Below are 23,250 nucleotides of genomic sequence, written 5' to 3' on the forward strand. Positions count from 1 at the left end.
TATTAGTTATTAATTGTTATATAGTATGTAATACTATTAGTGATTTAAGTTTTTTAGGGAGGGCTGAGTCAAGAGCTTTGAAGATGACTAGAATTGATGGATTTGTTTCCAAGGAGACAATACGACTATGACTGGAGAATTACGAATCGTTCGCTGTAGGTGGATCGGTTCTCTGATAGGCCGCCTAGCTTTATTGGGCCTGTTACCAGGATTGTTGGATAGGTCTCATCATATTTGAATTACGCGTTGCTAATACACCTAAAATGGTTCCTAATCCTAGTAAAGAAGCCCAAATCCATCCTCATTTATTGTTTTCATTTGTTAAAATCTACAAAGATGTCCGAGTGTTGGGAAACCCCTAAAGGGTTTTCCAACACTCGGAGAAAAGGACGCTTGTGAGAACGTTCTTTTTTATTCCTTTAGAAGGTAGGTTACCTTGTTTAAAATAGCTTCAATTTGCTGTGCATTTTTACTATACATTTCACTTGCCTTTTTTGATTTCGTTTCTAAAGAAAATAGTTCAAGATCAGCATGGCATTTTTTTAAAGATGCTAGTAATAAAGGTTTGTTTTGAGGAGAAGGCATTTGGAGTTTATCATTATAAATGTCGATAGTAAGTTGTCCGTATGAATCAACTTGACCGAGAAAGACATTTTCAATGACAACACCGAGTTTTTCTAGTTCAGAATGTAACCAAGCGCGGTTATGCCCACTAGCTGAAAGAGGTTCATCTAGTACATTTCCATCCATAATAACAGTTTGTGGTTCCTTTTTATTTGGTACTTTCAAGCCAATATCTTTTGCTGTAAGTGGTTGAGATTCTTTCTTTAATAATACATTTAATTCTCCGCTTGGTTCTAAGACGGCAAATTCTACTTCGGATATACTAAAGGACCCACTTCCTCTGAGAAGTTCAAGTAATTCATCACTGGTATACTTTTCTTTCTTTAAATTATCCTCAAGTATTTTGCCATCTTTTATTAAAACTGTGGACTTGCCTTCAAAGAAATCTCTTGCGGCTTTGTTTTTTAAGGAAAGAATTCCTACAAAAAAAGGTATCGAAGCGAAAATAAGTATGGCAAAAACACCATGGAAAAACTTTTGGTCTAGCCCTGTAGATACTTGAGAGGCGATACCACCGATTGTCATTCCAGCTACGTACTCAAAAAAGGAAAGTTGAGAGATTTGCCTTTTTCCTAAACATTTTGTGATAGTAAATAAAATAATTAATATGAATAAAGAGCGTAGAATGACAAGCATCCATTCGGGTAGGTGAGACATATTAATTTCCTCCAGTATACTTAAATCCTTTATATTAAGGTTCTTCACGTTTTAATACGAAAACTCTACCCTTTAAATCAGCAGTGCCGGTGTCCATTTCTAACATACATGACAAACCCGTCTTACTTCTTCATCTTTGAATTTAATGAAAGGGAACTTAAGCTTGCTTGAGCGCCCCTTAAACTAGTGAGGCATGTTTTTACATTTTTACTGGTGCCGTTGGAGGTACATTGTTATCAATAGTTTAAATAAGTCATTTATGTAGTAAATGCTACCATAATTTTGGTAGTTTTTTTGCTGCTTTATTAAAGAGGATTGTAACCACCAATCAAACATGTTTTTTATCCTTATTAACTTAATTAGCTAGAAGAAAATAGAAAATAAGATTACTCAAACATACAAGCACCACTTACAATGGTGTTTGTATGTTTGAGTAATTATTTATTGAGATAGCATGTAACCAATTAATGTTCTATTAAGTTGGATAAAGGAATTTCTTGTTCATTATTTGGTTCATTAAGAGGATAAATTCTAGCTGTTTCATTATTTTCATTTACATTTTGAATATAAATTGAAACTCCATTATACGTTACGTTAGCCATGACTGGTGAAGCGGCAATCTCTTGTGCTCTTTGTTTGTTCATTATAATGACCTCCTTTTGATTTGTATCAGTTATAATATTTACTTCAAACTACTTAAGTATTCTTATTACTCAATAATATGTAAGCAGGGAGCTAGTTTTAATTACGGTTACTTGACTAATGAAGAGAACGGTTAGATTTTGATTTCCTAGTTGGTTGCGGGATTAGTTTATGTAGAAAGTAAACTTTTTGTTTTATAATCAGGATACTTAGCATGAGTATTTTGAAAAGGCAAGTGGCCTAGTTACAGTGACAATTTTTAGGGGATAAGAAGTAACTGTATAAATTTCTGAAATGTACCTATAAACAGTAAACACCTCTTGTACCATATCTAATAAAATAAGGCATAAGAGGTGTTTTTTCTTGTTTTATTCTATTGGATTATTTTATATTGTTCTACTTCAATTAGGTTCTCCTATATTTAAGAAGCTGCTCTAAGACAATAATAATCTTTACATTAAACTGTTATTGATTATTCTTTTCTTGAATTTCTTCAGAAGGTTCTTCAGTTGGATCTGGCTCATTCTCATCAACGCCATTGCAACCGCACAAGAAACCTACAGATAAAATAGTAGACATGATAGCAAGTAAATATTTTCTTTTCTTCAAGTGATTATTGCTCCTTTCAGAGAAATATCTATGCTATTATCTTCTACTTATAGAAAAAGAATATGCTAACATTTTTTAACACTTTTTCCTTTATATCAATTTAGAATCAAATTCAATTATTAAGGGATTTCCTAGATATTTGTGAGTTTACTGCAAAATGTATTTCAAAGAAGAGTAATTTTAGTGAAAAATGTACAAAATTACGTGCTGTGATTTATCAAAAGTATCATCAGGAATGTTTCAAATCCACAAAAATTAATTTTCTATATACATTTATAATCCAGGTAACAAAAGAATTAAATAAATGTGTAGTACGGCCAATAGCTATACTGGTTAAGATTCCTATGACGGCACTTCCTATGATATCAAATGGATAATGATGCCCTAGCCAGATACGTGAAAAACCTGTCAAAATTGCTAAGAACCACATGATTGAGCCAAATAAACGTTCACGAAGTAAGACGGAGGTCGCTAAGGCAAATGCTAAGACTGTATGTTTACTAGGAAATGAGGAATTATTCTTTGATGGGATAAGTAAACGCACACGATGTATAACAAATGGACGAGGTTTAAAATAAAAGAGCTGGATAAAGCGGTTTATAAATAATGCGAATCCTACTGATACCCCTGCAAATAAAATGATTTTTTTATAGGAATTGTTTCTAAACCACATTAAGGCTAATAAGAAAATGTACAGGAATCGAGTCTTTTGTGAAAAAAATATCATAAATGTATCTAATGTTGAGTTACGACCAGCTAGACGATTGATAGCCCTAAACATCTTATAATTCATGTAGATGCTCTCCTTTATTTTTGAATTGTTATATACATACCATTCCCTCACGAAAGAGAAATATGTAGTGTGCATGCCCTTTCTTATTATTCTACTCCATTTAAATAGGTAAATAATATATAGTTAAAAATTGAATATGTTTAACTTAATAATGCTCTTCCTACAGGTTATATACATTTTTTGTTTAGTAACAAAAATTTATAGAAAGCACACTCCCCTATATTCTCTTGGCATTATCAACTTGACATTGATATAGAGCTACACCTTTTAGAGCAGTTGCCGCAGGCTGTGAATATGTCCTATTTTCATTATGAATATCTACTAGACAAAAACACTTTCCCCATTAAAAGAGCTGTTCTTAAGTGTAAATTAAGGCAAACAGTGCCAAGTACTTTGTATATGAAACTGTATTTTTTCAAATACTTTAAGCAGAAAGCCTTTCAATAGGAGTGAAAAAAGTGATAAGGGATAAAAGTAAAATGCTTCATCTATTTTTATTATTAATTGTTACTGCAGTTTTTATATGGTCTGTTATTAAGCCTGCAAGATACTCGTCATGGGCAGCGGAAGCCATTCCTGCCGTTCTCGGTCTAATCATTATAATTGCAATATACAATAAGTTTCGCTTTACTACTCTCTCGTATATCATTATTGCAATACTAGCCATCATAATGTTCATCGGCGGTCATTATACATACTCAAAGGTTCCTCTTTTTAATTGGATAAAAGATGTCTTTGATTTAAATCGAAATCACTATGATCGATTTGGACATCTGATAAAAGGCTTGTTTACAATTGTGATAAGAGAAATATTATTACGGAAAACTCAACTCACCGAAGGCCCTTGGTTAGTTACGATTTGTATAAGTGTTTCGCTTGCTATTGCTGCGCTATATGAAATCATCGAATGGTTAGCTTTTAAAATAGCAAAGGGAGGAAAAGGGGCAAAAGACTTTTTAGGTATGCAAGGCGATATATGGGATGCACAATGGGATATGTCACTTGCCTTAGTAGGCTCGATTCTTGCGTTACTCACCCTTTCGACATTACATAACCGACTATTGAAAAAGAATTGATAAATTTCCAATCTAATAATACGTAACTTTTCAGTTCTTTTTTGATTGAAAAGGTAATGGAAGAGCAAAATTTACCTAGCGGCAATTAGGAGACAACAAAAATAACTTCGGCAAGGCAAGATGGCAAACGACGACATCAATTTTATATAGAAGGAATAAAGCACGTGTGGCCTATACACGTGCTTTTATTGCGTATATTTACATGGAAAATAAGTGGAAAGAACATCTTGCATGGCTTAGTTAGTATAAACGATAATTTTATTGGAAAGTGTATGTGGGTATGATAGCTCATGCGACTTAGTAAGTATGAGTAAAAAAATTCATGATTTCTGCGCAAACTGAGTGAGTCTTGTGTCATATAGGGTGTAGAGGTTAAAGATCATAAAAAAATTGTGGAAAAGCGAGAGATTGTCATTTTTAGAGAGGTAGATAAACAAATCGCAGGAAAAATCCAAGACGAAACAAAATACGAAAAAATGATACGTTATCTAAAGGAAGTGATAGTTAAGTGTACAGTGGGGAGCAAATAAATGAGGAATTCTTTATTATTACACTAATCAAGTCCTATAAAAGAATGGTCGCGAGGAAAGATGGAAATAACGAGAGATTGGAGTGCAGATGGCTAGTTTCCTTAAAATTATGACGGATGCTTTTACTGATTTGTAATCTGTTTGTGCACTACAGTTGTAGGCCTCGACATAAATAGGAGGTGTTGTTAGCACAGTTCGCAATAATAACAACAGCTGGCAGCACTTCCGCCATTTCTTATACATTGACGGTAACATTCCCAACGCGGATCAGTTTGTTGCCCATAGGCATAAGTCTGATATTGCTGTGAATTATAAGGTGTTACTGTAGGTACTGTATACGATGGTTGTACTGAGTAGGAATAAGTAGGAACCATGTAAATAGGTTCACACCATATACGGCAATAATCGTAATCATGACCACTATCTAAACAAGCTTGCATACAAGTTGGACGACGAAACATACGTATCACTCCTTGTTTTAATATTCGTTTCCATACAGTTTATTGAATTTAATATAAATTAGATGATTGTCTATTCATAAATAGGTAGTTGTCTAAATCGGTGGTACTGATAGTTAAGAAAGGTTTAAAAACACGTGGTTACTAAAATGTTATCTTTCTTAAATTGTTCATCTTTAATATATCTGATATATCAGTTTCCTTATCTCATTTTTCCTACGAGTCATCCCAGCTTCAGAAACTGTGTAGCAGAAACCAAAGAAATATGAAGCCAATTAATATAATAGTAAAAGAACAATTTAAAAATATGTTGAGATTATAAAATGGTGCCAAGAAAGGATTGCTCATTTTATGCTTCTACAGTTCATACAATAAATTGATGAATTTCTAAAAGCGGAACCATATTCGGAAATTAAGGCTGATGGTGAGTAAAGTGAAGAAGCTTGGTGTTGTGAAAAATGAGGGAGTTTAAAAGGGGACTTTTTATGAAGAATGAACGAGTAGTAACTTGTAATAAAAAAGGAAGTATTGCAGTCGTTACAATTCAAAATCCACCAGTCAACACTTTAAGTTTAGAAGTAGTTCAACAATTAGTAGATGTATTAGAGGAAATAGAAATTGATAATGATATTTCAGTCGTAATTATAACTGGAAGTGGAGAAAAGGCCTTTGTAGCAGGAGGGAATATAAAAGAATTTCCAGATTGGATGGGTAAAGGTGAAAAATATGCTGAGATGAAATCATTAGAATTGCAACAGCCACTTAATCAACTAGAAAATCTGTCTAAACCGACTATAGCTGCTGTTAATGGGTTAGCACTAGGTGGTGGATGTGAATTAGCACTTGCTTGTGACTTAAGGGTAATAGAAGAACAAGCTTTAATTGGATTACCAGAAATTACGTTAGGTTTATTTCCTGGGGCTGGAGGAACCCAACGATTACCTAGATTAATTGGAGAAGGGAAAGCAAAAGAGATGATGTTCACAGGGAAACCGATTACAGCAAAAGAAGCAAAAGAAATAGGCTTGGTTAACTACATTACACCTCGAGGAGAGGCGTTAAATAAAGCAAAAGAGATTGCAAGGGATATAAGTAAATTTTCTCTTCCAGCTCTCGCCTATATGAAGTTGGCAATTCGCGAAGGTGCAACAGTACCTTTACAAGAAGGGCTTGAGATTGAAGCGCGTTACTTTGGAAAAGTATTTCAAACAGAAGATGTGAAGGAGGGGGTAAAGGCATTTATTGAAAAAAGAATGCCGTATTTTACAAATAAATAGAATGGGACGAAAAAAGGTATCAAGGTTTAGTCTACACTATGCCAATATAGATGCTATTTTTAAAGCTATTTATTTGGTTTTCGAAACACCTTTCAGATCTAGTTCATCTTAATAAGTACATTTGTAGTAGCATGTATATTTCAAAAGTGAAAATAAATAAAAAAGCGGAGGAATAGAATGGAAAATGGTACAAATGAAAAGGAAATAAATCAAACGCCTTTAGTAAGTGTATTAATTCCTACGTATAATCGTCCACACTACTTTGAAAAAGCTTTATGTAGTGTATTAGAACAAACGTATCTTAATATAGAAATTATAATAGGGGATGATAGTACAAACGCCGAAACAGAGAAAGTGTTACAAAAGTACTTGTATGATCATTCAAATATTATTTATATAAAAAATAAGTCAACTCTTGGACAATTTGAGAACTCACGTATGTTATTTCATAAGGCGAAAGGTGAGTATATAAACTTCTTAATGGATGATGATTTATTTCATGTAAATAAAATTGAAAAAATGATGAAATACTTTTTAAATGACCTAGATAATGAAATTAAGCTTGTAACATCCCATCGCCAAGTAATGGATGCAGAAGGAAACCTATTGCCAGATGTTTATTCAACGATGCGTTTATTTTATACAGATACGATTATAGATGGGTCACAATTAGGAAAAATGGTGATTATGAATCAAAAGAATTATATAGGAGAACCGACAACGGTTTTATTTCGTAAAAGTGATTTAACAGAACCGTATGGTGTATTTGATAAAAGGCGGTATCTTTGCAACGTAGATATAGCTTCATGGTTATCCTTACTGAGTAAAGGGAAAGCAGTATATATAGCGGAGACACTCAGTTACTTTCGATTACATTCAAATCAGCAGTTAAATGAATCTAATAAAATGATGGATGGGGTAGAAGATTTTTCGCATAGTATTATTGCTGGAGAAAAATATGGTTTCTTATCTTCCGAAGATGAGTTAGACAAAGCTATTACTAATTTTCTAGACTATGCAAGAAGAATTGTCCCATCATCGATATTATATTCATTGGACTACTATCAACAAATCAAGCTAAAGAAAATAAATATAGAAAAGAAAAAACAGCGTATGAATATCAACTCGCACCTCCCAAAAGTCAGTATACTAATTCCCGCCTACAATAGACCTCATTACTTAGAATTAGCCCTTAAAAGTGCTTTGAATCAAACCTATGAAAATATTGAAATTATAATTTCTGACGATAGTACAAATGATGAAGTAAAAGCAATGATCCAACCATACTTAAAAGAATATGAATATATAACATATGTTAAAAATGAAAATCCATTGGTGGCTGAAAATTTTAATCAATGTATAGAGCTTGCTACTGGTGAATATATAAATTTTTTATTAGATGATGATTTATTTCATCTTGAAAAGATTGAGAGAATGATGAAATACTTTTTTGAATTAGAAAACATTGCATTTGTGACGTCGTACCGTGAACTGATTGATGAGAATGGAGAGGTATTACCCCCCTCAACATTGAATATGAAAATTGCCATAGAAACTACAATTTTTGAAGGGGAAACACTAGGGAATTATATGTTGAAAAACTTGAAAAACGTAGTTGGAGAACCGACAACGGTTTTGTTTAATCGCAATTTTTTTGGAGGGAAATTTGGTTATTTTAAGGGGAAAGCGTATTCTTCTATTAATGACATTGCAACTTGGTTAGATATGATGAGGAAAGGAAAAGTAGTTTATATAGAGGAACCTCTTAGCTACTTTAGACAACATAGTGGACAAAATCAAAAACAAATGTACTTTATATTAATGACAATTGAAGAATGGATTGAATTAATTACAGATGCACATAATAGTGGATTTTTAAATACTGAACAAGATTATAAAGAGAGCTTATCTTATTGTTTGGAGAATGCGGGATTTATACTTAAGGATGCAGTAAGAAGTGAAGAACTAGATCAAATTTATAATGAAAAAATAAAAAGCGGGTTAATTAAACTAGTTACTCATATATTTGAGGAAAATATTTGTTATTGCCAATATTGCAATCAAGAATTTAAAAGTTTTTCTCCTTGGCCAGCACATTATGATTTTCTAAAATATGAATTTGAGATGTGGAATAAAGATACAGGTATCTGTCCAGTTTGCTATTCGATGGATCGTGACAGGTTGTATCGTGCGTACATTGAAACAGAAACGGATTTGTTAAGTAGGAATTATACTATGCTTCATATTGCACCTGAAGTTAAAGTAAGAGGATGGCTTAACCAGTTTAAAAACATTACTTATATATGTGGGGATTTAGAACCAAAGGATTCTTTAATGGAGGAAATTGATATTACGAGAATTGCATACGAAAATAATACCTTTGATGTTATTTTATGTAGTCATGTACTAGAACACGTGCCTGACGATGAAAAAGCAATGCGAGAATTATATAGGGTACTAAAGCCAAATGGATGGGGAATTATTCAAGTGCCAATCGTAATGAATGTAGATTTTATTATAGAGGATAAATCTATTGTAACGCCATTATTGAGAAAAATAGCCTTTGGTCAAGAAGATCATGTTAGGATTTATTCAACGATTAACAGATGCGGGCTTTAAGGTGGAATTGTATAACATAGCTCAGAAACAAGGAATAGAAATTGCTAGGAAATTCGGATTATCTGAAACGGATATGCTCTATATTGTCCGAAAATGATAGAAAGGAATAGATGCATATGGAGAATATTCCTTTTTTACGTGCGTCAATTGTACCTGCAAACGAGTACTTAGATGAGTTAGAGCGAATTGATATATCCCACATATATACAAATTATGGACCTATAAATCAACGTTTTGAAGAAGCAATTATGTCGGAATTTTTTCAGAACAGGGGAGCAGTTACAACAGTAGCAAACGCAACGCTAGGGTTAATGGCGGCAATTCAATGTAAGAAAAGAAAAAAAGGAAAGTATGCTCTTATGCCTAGTTTTACATTCCCTGCTACTCCATTGGCAGCTATTTGGTGTGGCTTGGAGCCTTATTTTATTGATATTTCATTAGATGATTGGTGTATGGATAAAACGTTACTTTTGGATAAGATTGATGAATTAAAAGAAGAGGTTGCAGTTGTTGTTCCATATGCAACATTCGGATCATGGATGGATTTGAAAGACTATGAAGAATTAGAGAAAAAGGGTGTTCCGGTTGTTGTAGATGCGGCACCAGGGTTTGGATTAATGCATGAGGGTATACATTACGGTCAGAATTTTAGTGGTATGATTGTGTATAGCTTTCATGCAACAAAGCCTTTCGGAATTGGTGAAGGTGGTATGATATATAGCCATAATGAGGAAGAGATAAATCAAATTAAAAGAATGGGGAACTTTGGATTTGATCATAATCGTGAATGTACGATTATGGGGTTTAACTGTAAAATGACTGAATATGCAGCAGCTATTGGGATTACAACGATAAATAAATGGAATCAAAAAGTGCAAGAACGAAATCGTATCTCTGAATGGTATAAACAGTTATTACAAAGTACGGGATTAATAAAAAAAGGCTGGCAAGTTCAAAAGACAAAAGCAGTTATTCATCAATTTATGCCCATTCTCTGTTCAGAAAAAATTAACAATAAGCAGATAATAGAAGAGTTGAAAAAGCAAAAGATAGAAGCTAGATCATATTTTTCACCATCTTGTCATCAACAAGATTTCTTTAAAAAATATAAGTCTACAGATTTAACAAATACAAATAAAATTGAAAAACGAATAATTAGTCTACCTTTATGGGAAGGAATGACAAAAGAAATCGTAGAGAAAATTACAATGTGTTTAATACAGAAGGTGGTGTCCACAGATGAATAGTTTTTATAGTCAAGAAGAGTTGAGCAAAATTGGCTTTCTGTCTGTCGGGGAAAATGTATTAATAAGTAAAAAAACCAGCATATATAATCCAGGTGCTATATCTGTTGGAAATAATGTAAGAATCGATGACTTTTGCATTTTAAGTGGCAAAATTACAATTGGAAGTTATTCGCATATAGCGGCATATACAGCGTTATTTGGAGGAGAAATGGGGATTGAAATGCATGATTTTGCAAATATTTCATCAAAAACAATTGTATATGCAGCAATTGATGATTTTAGCGGAAATACATTAATGGGACCGACTGTTCCACATCAATATAAAAATGTGAAAGCTGGAAAAGTTATTTTAAAAAAGCATGCCATTGTTGGTGCGCATTCTATTATCTTTCCAAATGTAGTAATAGGAGAAGGAGCAGCAGTTGGTGCGATGAGTATGGTAAAAGAAAGTTTAGATGATTGGTATATGTATGTTGGGGTGCCTGTAAGAAAAATAAAAGCTCGTAAAAGAAAGATAGTAGAATTAGAAAATGAATTTTTAAAAAACATTAATTCATGAGTCTTTAAAAGATTTCGCTGCAAATTATCTCAAAGAAATAAACAAAGACATGTGTGTATGAGTGGATATTATGCGATTACTAGTAGGTGGCAAAAAGTTATAGAACTTTGCGGATAAAATTGTGATTTAAACCATAAGTTTGCCGTTTCGGTAAGGTTATGGTTCTTTTTGTTTGTGGAAGAAAACTTATTATAGAGAGCACTACATGTCCATCACCACTAAGAAAGCCTTAAAGTAGACATGAACTCTTAAAAATGATACTACATAATAGTTACAAAATACCTTTGGATCGCTCCTGCTTTATATAAAAATAGCAACATACAATTGTTTATAATCTCCATTGCAAAGCAATAGGATAAGCTATAGAATTTAAAAGTATTTAAATGCCGGATATTGTTTAAATCATTTTAACTAATATTTAAGAGGAGAATACAATGAATAAAATAAAAAAGTTACTTAAACGTAAAACGACTTGGATAATTTTTATTCTTTTCGTACTTGTTTATGTAAATAACAGTTCTTTTTTTGCAAAGAGGGACGAGGGAAAACCTCTTCTTCTTGCTCATCGAGGGCTTTCGCAAACATTTAGCATGGAAGGGATTGAGGGTGATACGTGTACAGCAGAACGTATAAATAAACCTGAACACTCTTATTTAGAAAATACAATTCCATCTATGGAAGCTGCATTTAAAGCTGGAGCTGATCTAGTAGAGTTTGATGTTCAACCAACTAAAGATAATAATTTTGTTATTTTTCATGACTGGATGCTTGATTGCCGTACTAATGGTAAAGGCGTTACAAGAGATTTTACAACAAAAGAATTACAAGCACTTGATATTGGTTACGGGTATACAGCTGACGGGGGAAAAACATTCCCGTTTCGTGGAATAGGGATTAATCTTATGCCAACACTTGATGAAGTACTTAACCATTTTCCAGATCGTTCTTTTCTTATTCATATTAAAAGTGATGATGAAAATGAAGGGATCCAATTGGCTACTTATCTCAAGAAACTGCCAGCGAAACGCCTTGCTCAACTAACAGTATATGGTGGTGATAAGCCGATTGCTGCGATAAGAGAGCACATCCCTAGTTTACGAACGATGTCAAAAGCAACCATGAAAAAGGATCTTCTTACTTATATGGCGTTAGGGTGGACTGGTTACATACCTTCAAGCATGAAGCATGGAGAGTTACATATACCAGATAAAGTAGCTCCTTTGCTTTGGGGATGGCCTAATCGTTTTCTTAATCGAATGGATAAAGCAGATACGCGAATTATCGTTGTAGGAGGAAATGGACTTGGATTTTCAAGTGGATTTGACTCATCTGAAGATATAAAACGTCTTCCAGATGATTATACAGGTGGAATTTGGACAAATCGCATTGATAAAATAGCACCTCTATTTAGCAAATAAGGGAAGACATTAAAAGCGGAGTTTTTTCATGTATTTGGCCATTTGTATTTTAAAAAAAGACCTATTGAAAATATTGAAGTTTGATCTACCGAAAAAACGCTCTGATTTCATATACATTATGGAAATCAGAGTTTTTTTAATGAATGTGACTTATTTAATTTATATTCAAGTAAAAGTCCGACATAGATTAAAAAATAAACTACTAGATGTACAAAATGAACTTTATCTACATAAGTAACTAAATGTCGATAAGTTTGGAGGTACTTTCAAAACATTCAGTTGATAGGCAGTGGTGGTGCTTCTATCTAATTCTAAAAATTTGAGATAGACTATTAGTATTTTTGTACTTGAGGCAAAGCTAGGTTTCCTTTTCGTTTAAATAATCAACGAAATCTTCTTAATAACATGTGATTTCCAGCAAGGTTAGGCTTTAATTTCTGGCAAGTTTATATGTAATCTTTTTTTTATTAAGAGAGCTATAATATATTTGCTATCCTCTTAAACATTTCCATTATTACAAAGTAAAAAACGTTATTTTTTCTATATAGGCTGAATAGAAAGGGAGGGCGCTTTTTTATAAATTTCTCGATCGTATCATCTTATAACATTCGAGTAACAAAAAATTGTTTGTTACTCGAATTTATTTTGATATGTAAAGAGTTGAAATTTACCTTTGTACAGACGTTCTTTCTAGCGAGATGATATAAATTTCTGTAATATAAGCTTCTATTTTTTAGTTGCAGATAATATCTTATAACGGTGTCTCAAATAACAACAGCCATAAGAAGTGAATTCAATATACGCATATTTAGGTATCTGGAAAAAGTAAAATATAATTTATGTTAAAAGAAGGGTGGTAACTTTAAAAATGGAACATGAAACAAATTTACTGGAGTTAGAGTTAAAAACACTTTTAATTGCAAATATAAATGATCCTGAGACATTATTAAAGATAGGTGAGATTTACTACTCCAGTGGGCGACTATATTTAGCAGCAAAATATTTATCCTATGTCATGAAAATGACTAACAATATTGATTTATCCAACAAAGCAAATCAATTATTGTTTTTAGCAGAACGTGCAATCCAGATTAACAATAATGATAATATGGAGTCTACTTCTGGATTTTTAGATACACTTATAATGGAACTTCTTAATTGCTTAAAGAACCATTATTACTATAATATCGATATAGAGTTATTTGAACTTATGCATGTACGTCCCTCCATAGATTCAATTGTTGTAAATATCCAGAATGAAAAAGAAGAAATTTTGAAGCACTTACAAGGACTTGAAGAACTATACTTCAATTTGAGCGACCCCTTTTCCAAAGAGTTATTAATCAAACTCCTGGCATTTCGATTATTAGGAAATCATAAAGTCAAGTTGTCTTTAAATACTCTTGATTATTGGAATCAGAGAAAATCTATTCAAAACCTCATCCATTCTACAGAAACACTTCAAACTAATTATCATAACTGGACGCTACAATTGTTTGATTTAACGCCTTTAAAGTATAATTTGCAGTTATTTTATGTTTCGATGGGAATTAGTGCGACTTTTTTAGATAAGCAGTATGAATACAATAAAATTTCACCCGTAATAAAAGCAAAAGAAGGAGACATTGTTATAGACGCAGGTGGATGTTTTGGGGATACTGCGCTTTATTTCGCTCATGAAGTAGGAGAAACGGGCCATGTTTATACAATTGAATTTATACCAAGCAATTTAGAAATTATGTCGAAAAACATCAATTTAAATGAAACACTTCAAAAGCATATTACAATTGTTAAACACCCTCTTTGGAATGATTCAAATACTTCGCTATATTATAAAGATCAAGGGGCTGCAAGTTTTGTTTCATTTTCTGAAGAATCAGGTGTTACAGATAAAGTGAGTACTACCACCATAGATAATTTGGTAATAGAACAAAAAATTCATAAATTGGATTTTATTAAAATGGATATTGAAGGTGCTGAAATGAATGCGTTAAAAGGTGCTATCCATTCTATAACTACATTCCGCCCTACGCTTGCTATTGCGATTTATCATCAAATCAGTGATTTTGTTAATGTTATGAAATTTATTAATGAATTAAATTTGGGATATCAATTTTATTTAGGCCACTATACTATCAATGCTCAAGAAACAATTTTATTTGCGGTTGCAAGAGAGAAGATGGAAGTGAGTGGTTAAAAATGAAGAATAAATCTCAAAGACGTCTTGCGGTAATTGATACCAAATTCCCTTGGAAGTTAAGTGGATTTCGTTATTGGGAGAATTACCAAATCTATAAAGAACGACCCGATACTCTTTTCTTTGCTACTGAGGTATATACAGATGATTTCCCGACCAAAGTTTATGATTTTCAATTATTTAATAAGATAGCGAAAGAAGAAGGAATTACCGATATATATTGTGTTTTTTTAAATTTCGTGTTGAGTTTATTAGGTATTTGTTATCTTCCTGACGGAACACAAATGCCAGGAGCAAATCCTAAACTTGATATAGCGACTTTTTTAATGGAAAATCATATTGAACTTCACACTACAGTATATCCAGGAGGGGGATTAGATCCTTATACTTCTGTGGAATTTTTAAATATAGTATCTAAACATTGTAAAACAGTATTCTCTAATGCAAATGAAATATTAAATACTATCCCAAATAGTATTTATGTTCCAGGAGTGATTAATACAGATTTTTATCATTACAATCAAAAGGTTATTTCTAAGCCAATACAGATAATATTTGTGGCTCACAATGCAGAAAGAAAAGGATTTCCTTTATTAGCGCAAGCGTTTAATAAGCTTGATAATCAATTTCATTTACATATTGTAGGAAACTGGGAAGATAGTTTACATCTATTAACAAACAAGAATTATACTTTTTGGGGCATATTAGATTTTGAAAAACTAAAACACTTATATGAACAATCTCATATATTTATCTGTTGTAGTACAAAAGATAATTTTGCTATTGATGGATTTCCAACTACTGCTGCAGCTGATGCAATGGCGACAGGGTGTATCTTAGTTTCAACGAATCACCGAAACGATGATCGTATACTTAAACATGGTGAAGACTATCTGCAGATAGAAGAAGATAGCAATTCCATATTAAATAACTTATTATGGATTAAGATGAATTTTGAAAAAGCATTAGTGATTGGAAAAAGTGGTTCATTAAAAATGGATAAATATTTTAACTATAAAACAAATGTAAATTTCAAGCTATCTCACATGTTTTATGTTTAATGACAATAAAGTCATTTAATATTTTATAAAGTTGATTAAAAATGAAAACATTGCCTATGTCACTAACGAGGCAGGTTCGGTTAAGAAGGAATTTTTATAAATTAAGAGAATAAATATTTAAAACTCTATATTTCTAGGGTGAGTAAATTATAGCTGATTACATAGATAAAATATAGATAATTGAAAAATATTAATTTTGTTCTACAATTATTAAATAATACTCTGGGGATGATAGCTTTATGGAAATAATTCAATTACTAAAGAAGGATTACTTATTTAATAAGGCTATAGATGTTTTTTGGAAAGAATGGGGTGAAGAAGGAGGGCGTGCTTTTTATGAAGATTGTATGATTAATGCTTTAAATAATCCAAATGACATACCCAGTTTTTACGTTGCAAAAGTAGATGATAAGATTATCGGGATTTATGCATTAATTCGTAATGATCTAAATAGTCGTCAGGATTTGAGCCCCTGGCTAGCATGTTTGTTTGTAGATGAAAAATTTAGGGGCAACTCTCTAGGAGAAAAAATGTTGAATCATGGACTTCTAGAAGCGGCAAAAAGAGGATACAAATTTCTTTATCTTACTTCAGATCTTAAAGAGTATTATGAAAAATATGGATGGGAAAAGATTGGTGTTGCTTATGGACCTAGTGGAGGTTACATACCTTTGTTTAAAAAGTCAACGGCTCTATAATTAAAGCGCCCCTTGTTTAACAAACAGGTGCTTTAGTTGAACAAGATTAAACAACTACATTATTGAACTTTGAGTATAAATGTATTTAAATGAATAGAAATTAAACAACTTTAAAGAGCCTTACTACAATAAAATGTAGCAAGGCTCTTATATTTTTTATAATAAAATTAAATAATTTTATAGGAATTAGAGAAATAAATGAGATGGATAAGCAAACTTTACAATGCTCCTTCGTATTTATAAATAAAAAGAGTCGAATACATGCAAATAAAAGTGGTTTTTATCGATTATACTTTGAAAAAATCAGATATTATGGAAGAGATAGTTTTGCGAAGTGGTGGAAGGCGTTCTTTTCTAGTAGATATTACGCACTAAATGCTAGTGTGTATTAATACTCACTAGTTAACACTCTTATGTCTAAAGGCAGACTAAACTCCAGTATTATTAAATCTATGATTTACGTTGAATGTATGAAATAGGAGGCTTTCATTTCATACAGTTTGGCGGCGTAACGCAAATATTTAGGCTAAATCAATGAGTAAATTATCGGACAAAAATAAGCGCTCTAACTTTGAATAGAACGCCATTTTACCGTAATATATGGGCCCGGAAAGGGCTCGAACTCAAGACTTCCACACTGTAAAGGTGGGGGTTTAATTTATTACTTTTCTTCCTGCATTATAAAATTCCAAAAACGTTTTAATTCTTCACGCTTTTGGGATGGAGCAAGTTTTATATCATTTAACCATTGATCTAGTTCTGAATCATTTCTATTCCTTTCAACATCAAAATCTCTCCCTAGAAGAAAATCAGTAGATACTTTAAAGTAATCTGCTATACGTATCAAGGTATTGTAATCAGGTTGACGTTCATTACGTTCATACATACCAATTGTACTTTCACTAAGTTGAAGGGATTGAGCCAGTTCTTTTTGCGTAATTCCTTTTTGTTTTCTTAAATCACGAATTATATTTCCAAACGTTTTCATTCTATCACCTGATAATATATTAACACAATATGTGTTAATATATTAGAACTTTTAAAAATTGATAATTGAAATCTATTGACAACACATTTTGTGCGTTTTATATTTTAATTAACAACACGAATTGTGGTTTTGGAGGTGAGAATATATGAATTATGAAAGAGTAGCTGAAAATCTAATTAATTTAAGAAATGGGAGATCTAGAGAAGAGGTGGCAAAAGCAGTCGGAATCAGTATTAGTACATTGCAGATGTATGAAAATGGACAGAGAATCCCACGAGATAATATAAAAATAAAATTAGCGAATTTTTATGGTGTTACAGTTCAAACAATTTTTTTTGATTCAGAACAACACGAAGTGTGTTGAACAATTTTAGATTTTTAAGATGATGTAGTGATTTTTTAGAAATGTAAGTTTAGAAAGTGTTTTAGGTGATTTTACATAAAAATGTAATTTTTTTATCATTATATATAAATTATAGGGGGGTATTTACATGAACATGAAAACATTTGAAATGCGTGAAAAACGATTAGCAGAACTACTTGGTGCAAAAGTACTATGGGGGTTTATAAGTGCTGTAACAGAGGAAATTGAAAAGCAGGAATTAGACTCGACACCAGGTTTATTAGAAGATTTATTCATACATGTGAAAGAAACCATTCAAATTCAAAATATGAATCAACGCATAACAAAAGCCCCTGTAAAAACAGAGGCTGATGGTATAAATAAAGATACATTATTTATGGAAGCATATGTAGAATTAATCAATCATAAGTTTGTTATTTCTGAATTAGCTGTAGAGCTTTCATCTGTTCTAAAAGAATTAAATTGTTTTGTTCAATCATCTTTGCCACAGCTTCAAAGTGAGCTTGATTCTCAAGAACCTCAATCTGCTTCTCTTTAGGGAGTGATTGAAGTATTTCTTTTATTTCTTTACACTCGTATATGTTATTCTCCGAGTCTTCGATTAATTTATTACGACGATTGGTGTATTCAAGTGCACCTAAAGTCGCTAATGCGCGAGGATCTAATCCTAGAATTTCCATGTATTCCTCTCCTTTCCTCTACAATAATTCGATAGGAGAAAGGAGATTCCTTTAATGATTTGCTAGAGTTTTTATATAGTTATATAACATATTATTTATTAGTGGGAATGTTATTTAGCTGGAATACAATAGAATTAGACTTAAAAGAGCTTCAAAAAAGGATGAGAAGAAAGGGATTCAGTAAGTCTGACTCCTTTCCCTTAAATAATCTACTTATGGAACGGTTGTTTACTTGTAAAATGAATTTTAAATTGGATTTCTTGAGGGAGATTTAATCGACGGAGGGAATGGATAGATAAACAAAATTAAAGAGAATTGTAATGGAAAGAACTATAGGAAATATTTAGGGAGTTATTAGATAATATGTTTTTTAGTATTTAAGAAGAGTCCCGTGTATAAATTATTACATATCAAAATAAACGATTAGTCATTAAATAGAGAGAAGGACACTAGTTATTTGTATAAATGGAATACCGGAGAGTAGGAAATTAATATAAGTAGAGGGTGCAATCCTCAGTATTTCTTGAATGTTAATAAGCATTAAACTTTATATTGCAACACTTACAGGTGATGCTCCAACTGTTACTACTGTATTTACGGTATAATCAACGGAGTTAAGAATAGTTACTGTATTTTGTTCTGGCTGAGTAATATAGATGAATTTCCCATCAGGTGTAAAAGCAGCACTTGCTGGACCATTGATGGAAATCGTTCCTGTGGATAGTTGTTGTGCTGTATCAATAATATTGATTTCATCTATAGTTTCTTCTCCTAGCAAAGCTACAGGCTGATTAGGTGAAAGAACAAGGAACGAGTAGTAATACGTTCCGGTAAGAATTCTGCCAATCTCTTGAAAAGTGGACAAGTCAATAACTGCAAGAAGGGTCCCAGTCGCTGGAAGTTCTTCTGTAACATAAGCTAAGCCATCAAACAAACTAATTTCTATGATGCTTGGATAATCCATTGAAGTAGGAAGATCTACTACAATTTCTCCTGTATTTAGATCAACTTTTACAATACTCCAAGTCGTATAATTTACGATGTAGGCGTATTGTCCATTCGGATCAATGGCTATACTTGAAAATCCAGATCCTCCTAGTGAGATAGTATTAGAGATGGTTTGAGTTAAGAGGTTAATAACAGTAATGCCCATTGAACCAGTTAAAAAATTTAGTATATACGCAAACTGATTATCCGGAGAAAACCCAATATCAATTGGACCGTTTATTGAGAAAGTAGAGGTAATAGTAAGAGTTTCGTTTTTAATCATAGAGACACTATTATCATTTGAGTGCAAAACTAAAGTGTATGTTTTGTTTGGATTAACAGCAACTTTAATTGGCTGATATGGAAGATTGATTACATGCTGGACAGTCTTTGTTGCTGTATTAATTACTGAAAGAGTATTATCATCTCTATTTGCTGTAAAAGCATAAATAGGAGGATTTGGTGGCACTGGTAAAATAGAGAGGGTGCCATTTAAGATAAATGTATTTTTATCTTGTGGCGTAACTGTTAAACTCTTAAGTTTAAAGCTACTAAAATCAAAGCAGCAATTCGAATCAATTGTATAATAAACAATCTGATTGAAAGAGAATTTATGCCATTTAGAAAAAGCTGCATCTCCTTGTCCATATTGATTTTGAACAGGGGAAATACTAACAAGCATTGTAAGTACTCCATATATGCGAACACTGTGTACTGGATAGGAACCATCTGGTAGATCAGTTTGAAGAAGGCAAGGGTTCGGTGTTTGCATCGTACATGGTTCAAATGCACATTTTAATCGGTTTGTATTCCAGGTGACAGCACCGGTATAATTCGTATCATTAATTATATATCCTTCAGGAGCTGTAATTAAAACCTCAAAATCTACATATTGATTGCACGTACCTTGGCAAGGGAACATGTACTTCACTTCCTTTATCAAAAATTATGTGTTATTTCATGTGGTATATAAAGTTGATTACATACCGTATTAAGAAAAATAATTTTAGAACTTATGCCTTTTTATGAAATAATCATGTTTGAAAGGCATTTACTTGTTGATATGACATGCCAATAGGTGGCAATGCTCTATATTATGCTTCCTATTTTCTAATGCTTGTACATATCGTGGTTATTTTAATCGGGATAATATTTGATCCAATAATAGTAAAACACGTTGAGGTAAATATAAAATTGATCTCGATAGGTTAATGCTGATAAAGCGCTATTGAATTCAAAGAAGTCAAAGCATGAAAGGTGACACAGCACTATGGCAGAAACGGAAATTGCATATGTACCAATAATAAGGGGTGTGACGCTTAAGAGTGAGGGGGAGTAAGTCTAGAAAGTGATTAGAGTTTCCTGGTTTATTTTTTACATCAGAAGATTTTCTAGTTAGCAAGTCATATTGTGATTGAAGTTACTTATGGAATAGATTTTTACGGAAAATAATAAAAATTCATGGACAAACAAGATATCGCCTTTATCTTTTAGTGTATACAAAAAGAAAATCATAATTACCGGAACAGTTCGTTCTTTTTGTTTATATAATAATATAACTGAACTTTATTTATTGATAAGGAGTGGGATAATAGCTGCCTAAAATTATAGTTATTATGACTAGTTATTACAAGCCATTGTTTGTAGAGAAATCGATACGGAGCGCATTAAATTAGAATTGTCAATGTTTCGCAGTTTTAATTAACGAAGCATCTCAGCCAATTAAAGCTATAAAAAGACCTGCACAAAAGATTACAAACAATGATCCATATATAATGGTTCATTGTTCGACATGTATTGGGCTTCTATTTTGCCAATCGTTCAAAAAATAGGGTTCTTACTGGGATAAGAAACCGAATTTTATTGCATGAGGTATGCTATTTTTTTGAGATTGAATCATTTTTTTGGTTTTTATCCCATAGATAAGATTTTAGATGAAAAATATATTAATTTAAATTCAATATATTTTTAGTTATTCGCGGAAGAAAAAAATGAATTTATACAATTATTAAACCATAAAGAACATGTAAGGAATTAAGAGAAGACTTAAGAAGAAAAAGAGGGTGAGACCTTGAGTGAAGTCTATTTGAAAAATTATTGGTTATTAAATTTAGAGTATATAAAGGTGTTTTCTGAATTAGTACATCATAAAATTTCTTTACCTTTATTAAGTAATTTTTATCAATATTTAGAAGAAGATGTTAAAAGTAAGATGAAAAGTAAGGATTTTTATAAATATTTGTCTGTTGCACCAATAGAAGAAAAACAATTGCAGTCAGAATTTGAAAAATGGTTGCCTCTGCTTGAGCAAACGACAAAGAAAAGAGGACCAGATGGAGTCGTATTGCTTAATACTGATTATCTTCGTTTTTCAGCAGGTAATTTTTCGCATTTTAACCCTAAGTATACAAAAATATTAACAAGAGCAAAAAAAAGCGAGCTTTATGGTCTCCCTACGATTTGCACACTGGATTATACAAATAAAGTTCCTGATAGTTCTCATATTTTCATTGAAAAAGCTCAAAAAATTTTTTCAACATGTAAAGAACATCCGTTATTTTCTAATAAATTTTTTCAAACAAAACTACTCAATGATCTTCCTATTATGATTGAAAAAATTAATATGGCATATTTTATTTTTGAAGAACATGATATCTCGAGTGTGATTGTTGGTACAACAGAAGATATAACGAACCGAGTACTTACTCTTATCTCTAAAAGTAAGGGGATTCCAAGTTATTGTCTTCAGCATGGAGCCATAATGGGAGAAGAAGCTTTTTTTCCAATTTTTGCTACAAAACAGATTGTATATGGAGAGTATGAACGAGAGTGGTATTTTCAAAGAGGGGGAGCTGATTCTCAAATCGAGATATTGGGACATCCAAGATATGATGATATCTATGATAAGAAACATTTAGAAAAAAAAGTACTTTGTAAGAAACTAAATATAGATCCCTCTAAGAAAATAATCTTTATAGCAACGCAACCATTTAAAACCCAAGTTTATGTTGAATTAACTAAACAATTGATGAAAGATAAAAATATTACAGTTATTATAAAGCCTCATCCTTGGGAAAAAGGTCGTAATTTAGTAAGCGAGTATATTCATTTAAGTAAGGTATATCCTAATGTTAAGTATATTACAACTGAAGTAAGTGTTTATGATGTCATTTCTAATTCAGATCTTGTAGTTATCTCTAATTCAACAGTAGGATTAGAGGCTATGTTATTGGATAAACCAGTAGTCGTTTATAAATCTAAGTCAGAGGAGAGGGATTATAAATATTACGATGAATTAAGCTGGCTTGTAACTCATTCTATTGAAAATATGATACAGACAATTGAAAAGGTTTTATATGATTCTTCCTATTCAACATCTGCTAAACAATTAAGGGATTATTTCATACAGAAAAATTACCCTCAAACAACAGTTACTCAAAAATTACAAGATTTATCTCGAGGTATGTAAAAGTAAAAAAAATTTATAAAACGCAATGAATTCTACAGCTAAACATCTAAATAATCGTATGGAATAAGATCATAGAAACGTAAAACGTCGTTTTGCTAGATCCTCAAGATTTCAAAATTCTCTTCAAGCCTCAATCACAATAAAAGGAACTGAAACTCTTCATGCCCTATATAAAAAACGGAGTCATCAACCAAACTCCGTTTTTTCGATGTACAATGAATTATAGAAATTATTGCTATCTATATAAAATTTGTTTTTTAAATCACAGCTTTTTATATTTTAGCTAATTTTGCAACA

At 32.0% G+C, this 23,250-nt stretch carries 18 protein-coding genes and 3 pseudogenes; 13 read left to right on the forward strand and 8 right to left on the reverse strand.

What is annotated here, in order from left to right:
• Positions 1-411 precede the first annotated feature (411 nt).
• The 5 genes and pseudogenes from AC0ONG_RS28445 to AC0ONG_RS28465 all read right to left on the reverse strand — a co-directional run bounded on the left by AC0ONG_RS28445 (position 412) and on the right by AC0ONG_RS28465 (position 3,325).
• The gene (locus tag AC0ONG_RS28445) at positions 412-1,281 is read right to left on the reverse strand and encodes a DUF421 domain-containing protein (protein ID WP_195756443.1); all 870 of its coding nucleotides are present in this window, start codon (positions 1,279-1,281) and stop codon (positions 412-414) included.
• A gap of 34 nt (positions 1,282-1,315) precedes the next feature.
• A pseudogene (locus tag AC0ONG_RS28450) lies at positions 1,316-1,487 on the reverse strand (DUF1657 domain-containing protein); the annotation flags it as partial.
• A 258-nt stretch (positions 1,488-1,745) separates the two neighbouring features.
• Positions 1,746-1,925, reverse strand: coding sequence for a small acid-soluble spore protein H (locus AC0ONG_RS28455; protein ID WP_001041683.1), 180 nt, complete (start codon positions 1,923-1,925; stop codon positions 1,746-1,748).
• Between the two features lie 463 nt (positions 1,926-2,388).
• On the reverse strand, positions 2,389-2,532 hold the full coding sequence (locus AC0ONG_RS28460; RefSeq protein WP_000746491.1) for a hypothetical protein: 144 nt from the start codon (positions 2,530-2,532) through the stop codon (positions 2,389-2,391).
• 229 nt (positions 2,533-2,761) lie between these two features.
• Positions 2,762-3,325 (reverse strand): undecaprenyl-diphosphatase, encoded by a 564-nt coding sequence (locus tag AC0ONG_RS28465; RefSeq protein ID WP_474205067.1) that lies wholly within the window; start codon positions 3,323-3,325, stop codon positions 2,762-2,764.
• A 458-nt stretch (positions 3,326-3,783) separates the two neighbouring features.
• Between AC0ONG_RS28465 and AC0ONG_RS28470 the strand changes: the two genes are divergently transcribed.
• Positions 3,784-4,401, forward strand: coding sequence for a DUF2238 domain-containing protein (locus tag AC0ONG_RS28470; RefSeq protein WP_474205069.1), 618 nt, complete (start codon positions 3,784-3,786; stop codon positions 4,399-4,401).
• 715 nt (positions 4,402-5,116) lie between these two features.
• Here AC0ONG_RS28470 and AC0ONG_RS28475 read toward each other — a convergent pair.
• Positions 5,117-5,392, reverse strand: coding sequence for a hypothetical protein (locus AC0ONG_RS28475; protein WP_474205071.1), 276 nt, complete (start codon positions 5,390-5,392; stop codon positions 5,117-5,119).
• A gap of 482 nt (positions 5,393-5,874) precedes the next feature.
• On the opposite strand from AC0ONG_RS28475, the gene AC0ONG_RS28480 reads away from it, so the two are divergent.
• The 8 genes and pseudogenes from AC0ONG_RS28480 (at position 5,875) to AC0ONG_RS28515 (ending at position 16,465) form a co-directional block, all read left to right on the forward strand.
• Positions 5,875-6,666 (forward strand): enoyl-CoA hydratase, encoded by a 792-nt coding sequence (locus AC0ONG_RS28480; protein WP_474205073.1) that lies wholly within the window; start codon positions 5,875-5,877, stop codon positions 6,664-6,666.
• A 177-nt stretch (positions 6,667-6,843) separates the two neighbouring features.
• A pseudogene (locus AC0ONG_RS28485) lies at positions 6,844-9,382 on the forward strand (glycosyltransferase).
• 19 nt (positions 9,383-9,401) lie between these two features.
• Positions 9,402-10,532: an aminotransferase class I/II-fold pyridoxal phosphate-dependent enzyme gene (locus AC0ONG_RS28490; RefSeq protein ID WP_474205075.1), complete on the forward strand. Its 1,131-nt coding sequence runs from the start codon at positions 9,402-9,404 to the stop codon at positions 10,530-10,532.
• Positions 10,525-11,091 carry an acyltransferase gene (locus AC0ONG_RS28495; RefSeq protein ID WP_098291915.1) on the forward strand — a complete coding sequence of 189 codons (567 nt, stop codon included), beginning with the start codon at positions 10,525-10,527 and terminating at the stop codon, positions 11,089-11,091. Before AC0ONG_RS28490 ends, AC0ONG_RS28495 begins: the two co-directional genes overlap by 8 nt.
• A 434-nt stretch (positions 11,092-11,525) precedes the next feature.
• Positions 11,526-12,509: a glycerophosphodiester phosphodiesterase family protein gene (locus tag AC0ONG_RS28500; RefSeq protein ID WP_474205077.1), complete on the forward strand. Its 984-nt coding sequence runs from the start codon at positions 11,526-11,528 to the stop codon at positions 12,507-12,509.
• Between the two features lie 868 nt (positions 12,510-13,377).
• Positions 13,378-14,706 (forward strand): FkbM family methyltransferase, encoded by a 1,329-nt coding sequence (locus tag AC0ONG_RS28505; protein WP_474205079.1) that lies wholly within the window; start codon positions 13,378-13,380, stop codon positions 14,704-14,706.
• 242 nt (positions 14,707-14,948) lie between these two features.
• Positions 14,949-15,767, forward strand: coding sequence for a glycosyltransferase (locus AC0ONG_RS28510; protein ID WP_474205143.1), 819 nt, complete (start codon positions 14,949-14,951; stop codon positions 15,765-15,767).
• A gap of 239 nt (positions 15,768-16,006) precedes the next feature.
• On the forward strand, positions 16,007-16,465 hold the full coding sequence (locus AC0ONG_RS28515) for a GNAT family N-acetyltransferase (RefSeq protein WP_063538971.1): 459 nt from the start codon (positions 16,007-16,009) through the stop codon (positions 16,463-16,465).
• A 661-nt stretch (positions 16,466-17,126) separates the two neighbouring features.
• On the opposite strand, the gene AC0ONG_RS28520 is transcribed toward AC0ONG_RS28515, so the two are convergent.
• Entirely contained in the window at positions 17,127-17,453 is a 327-nt protein-coding gene (locus AC0ONG_RS28520; protein WP_103621902.1) for a helix-turn-helix domain-containing protein, read from the reverse strand.
• 145 nt (positions 17,454-17,598) lie between these two features.
• On the opposite strand from AC0ONG_RS28520, the gene AC0ONG_RS28525 reads away from it, so the two are divergent.
• Positions 17,599-17,817 (forward strand): helix-turn-helix transcriptional regulator, encoded by a 219-nt coding sequence (locus AC0ONG_RS28525; RefSeq protein ID WP_001105580.1) that lies wholly within the window; start codon positions 17,599-17,601, stop codon positions 17,815-17,817.
• A 127-nt stretch (positions 17,818-17,944) separates the two neighbouring features.
• The gene (locus AC0ONG_RS28530; RefSeq protein ID WP_474205082.1) at positions 17,945-18,355 is read left to right on the forward strand and encodes a hypothetical protein; all 411 of its coding nucleotides are present in this window, start codon (positions 17,945-17,947) and stop codon (positions 18,353-18,355) included.
• Positions 18,356-19,044: 689 nt separating this feature from the next.
• On the opposite strand, the gene AC0ONG_RS28535 is transcribed toward AC0ONG_RS28530, so the two are convergent.
• Positions 19,045-20,406: a YncE family protein gene (locus tag AC0ONG_RS28535; protein ID WP_474205084.1), complete on the reverse strand. Its 1,362-nt coding sequence runs from the start codon at positions 20,404-20,406 to the stop codon at positions 19,045-19,047.
• Positions 20,407-21,555: 1,149 nt separating this feature from the next.
• On the opposite strand from AC0ONG_RS28535, the gene AC0ONG_RS28540 reads away from it, so the two are divergent.
• Both AC0ONG_RS28540 and AC0ONG_RS28545 read left to right on the forward strand, forming a co-directional pair.
• Positions 21,556-22,953: a CDP-glycerol glycerophosphotransferase family protein gene (locus tag AC0ONG_RS28540; protein WP_474205086.1), complete on the forward strand. Its 1,398-nt coding sequence runs from the start codon at positions 21,556-21,558 to the stop codon at positions 22,951-22,953.
• Positions 22,954-22,987: 34 nt separating this feature from the next.
• Positions 22,988-23,179: pseudogene (locus AC0ONG_RS28545) on the forward strand (DDE-type integrase/transposase/recombinase); the annotation flags it as partial.
• Positions 23,180-23,250 lie beyond the last annotated feature (71 nt).

The organism is Bacillus sp. TCT6, assembly GCF_056033845.1.

Bases quoted from the DNA above. Each gene is read 5' to 3' on its own strand.
- AC0ONG_RS28505 (WP_474205079.1), top strand. From the start codon at position 13,378: ATGGAACATGAAACAAATTTACTGGAGTTAGAGTTAAAAACACTTTTA.
- AC0ONG_RS28530 (WP_474205082.1), top strand. From the start codon at position 17,945: ATGAACATGAAAACATTTGAAATGCGTGAAAAACGATTAGCAGAACTA.
- AC0ONG_RS28445 (WP_195756443.1), bottom strand. From the start codon at position 1,281: ATGTCTCACCTACCCGAATGGATGCTTGTCATTCTACGCTCTTTATTC.
- AC0ONG_RS28490 (WP_474205075.1), top strand. From the start codon at position 9,402: ATGGAGAATATTCCTTTTTTACGTGCGTCAATTGTACCTGCAAACGAG.
- AC0ONG_RS28520 (WP_103621902.1), bottom strand. From the start codon at position 17,453: ATGAAAACGTTTGGAAATATAATTCGTGATTTAAGAAAACAAAAAGGA.
- AC0ONG_RS28475 (WP_474205071.1), bottom strand. From the start codon at position 5,392: ATGTTTCGTCGTCCAACTTGTATGCAAGCTTGTTTAGATAGTGGTCAT.
- AC0ONG_RS28500 (WP_474205077.1), top strand. From the start codon at position 11,526: ATGAATAAAATAAAAAAGTTACTTAAACGTAAAACGACTTGGATAATT.
- AC0ONG_RS28480 (WP_474205073.1), top strand. From the start codon at position 5,875: ATGAAGAATGAACGAGTAGTAACTTGTAATAAAAAAGGAAGTATTGCA.
- AC0ONG_RS28495 (WP_098291915.1), top strand. From the start codon at position 10,525: ATGAATAGTTTTTATAGTCAAGAAGAGTTGAGCAAAATTGGCTTTCTG.
- AC0ONG_RS28525 (WP_001105580.1), top strand. From the start codon at position 17,599: ATGAATTATGAAAGAGTAGCTGAAAATCTAATTAATTTAAGAAATGGG.
- AC0ONG_RS28465 (WP_474205067.1), bottom strand. From the start codon at position 3,325: ATGAATTATAAGATGTTTAGGGCTATCAATCGTCTAGCTGGTCGTAAC.
- AC0ONG_RS28455 (WP_001041683.1), bottom strand. From the start codon at position 1,925: ATGAACAAACAAAGAGCACAAGAGATTGCCGCTTCACCAGTCATGGCT.
- AC0ONG_RS28535 (WP_474205084.1), bottom strand. From the start codon at position 20,406: ATGTTCCCTTGCCAAGGTACGTGCAATCAATATGTAGATTTTGAGGTT.
- AC0ONG_RS28515 (WP_063538971.1), top strand. From the start codon at position 16,007: ATGGAAATAATTCAATTACTAAAGAAGGATTACTTATTTAATAAGGCT.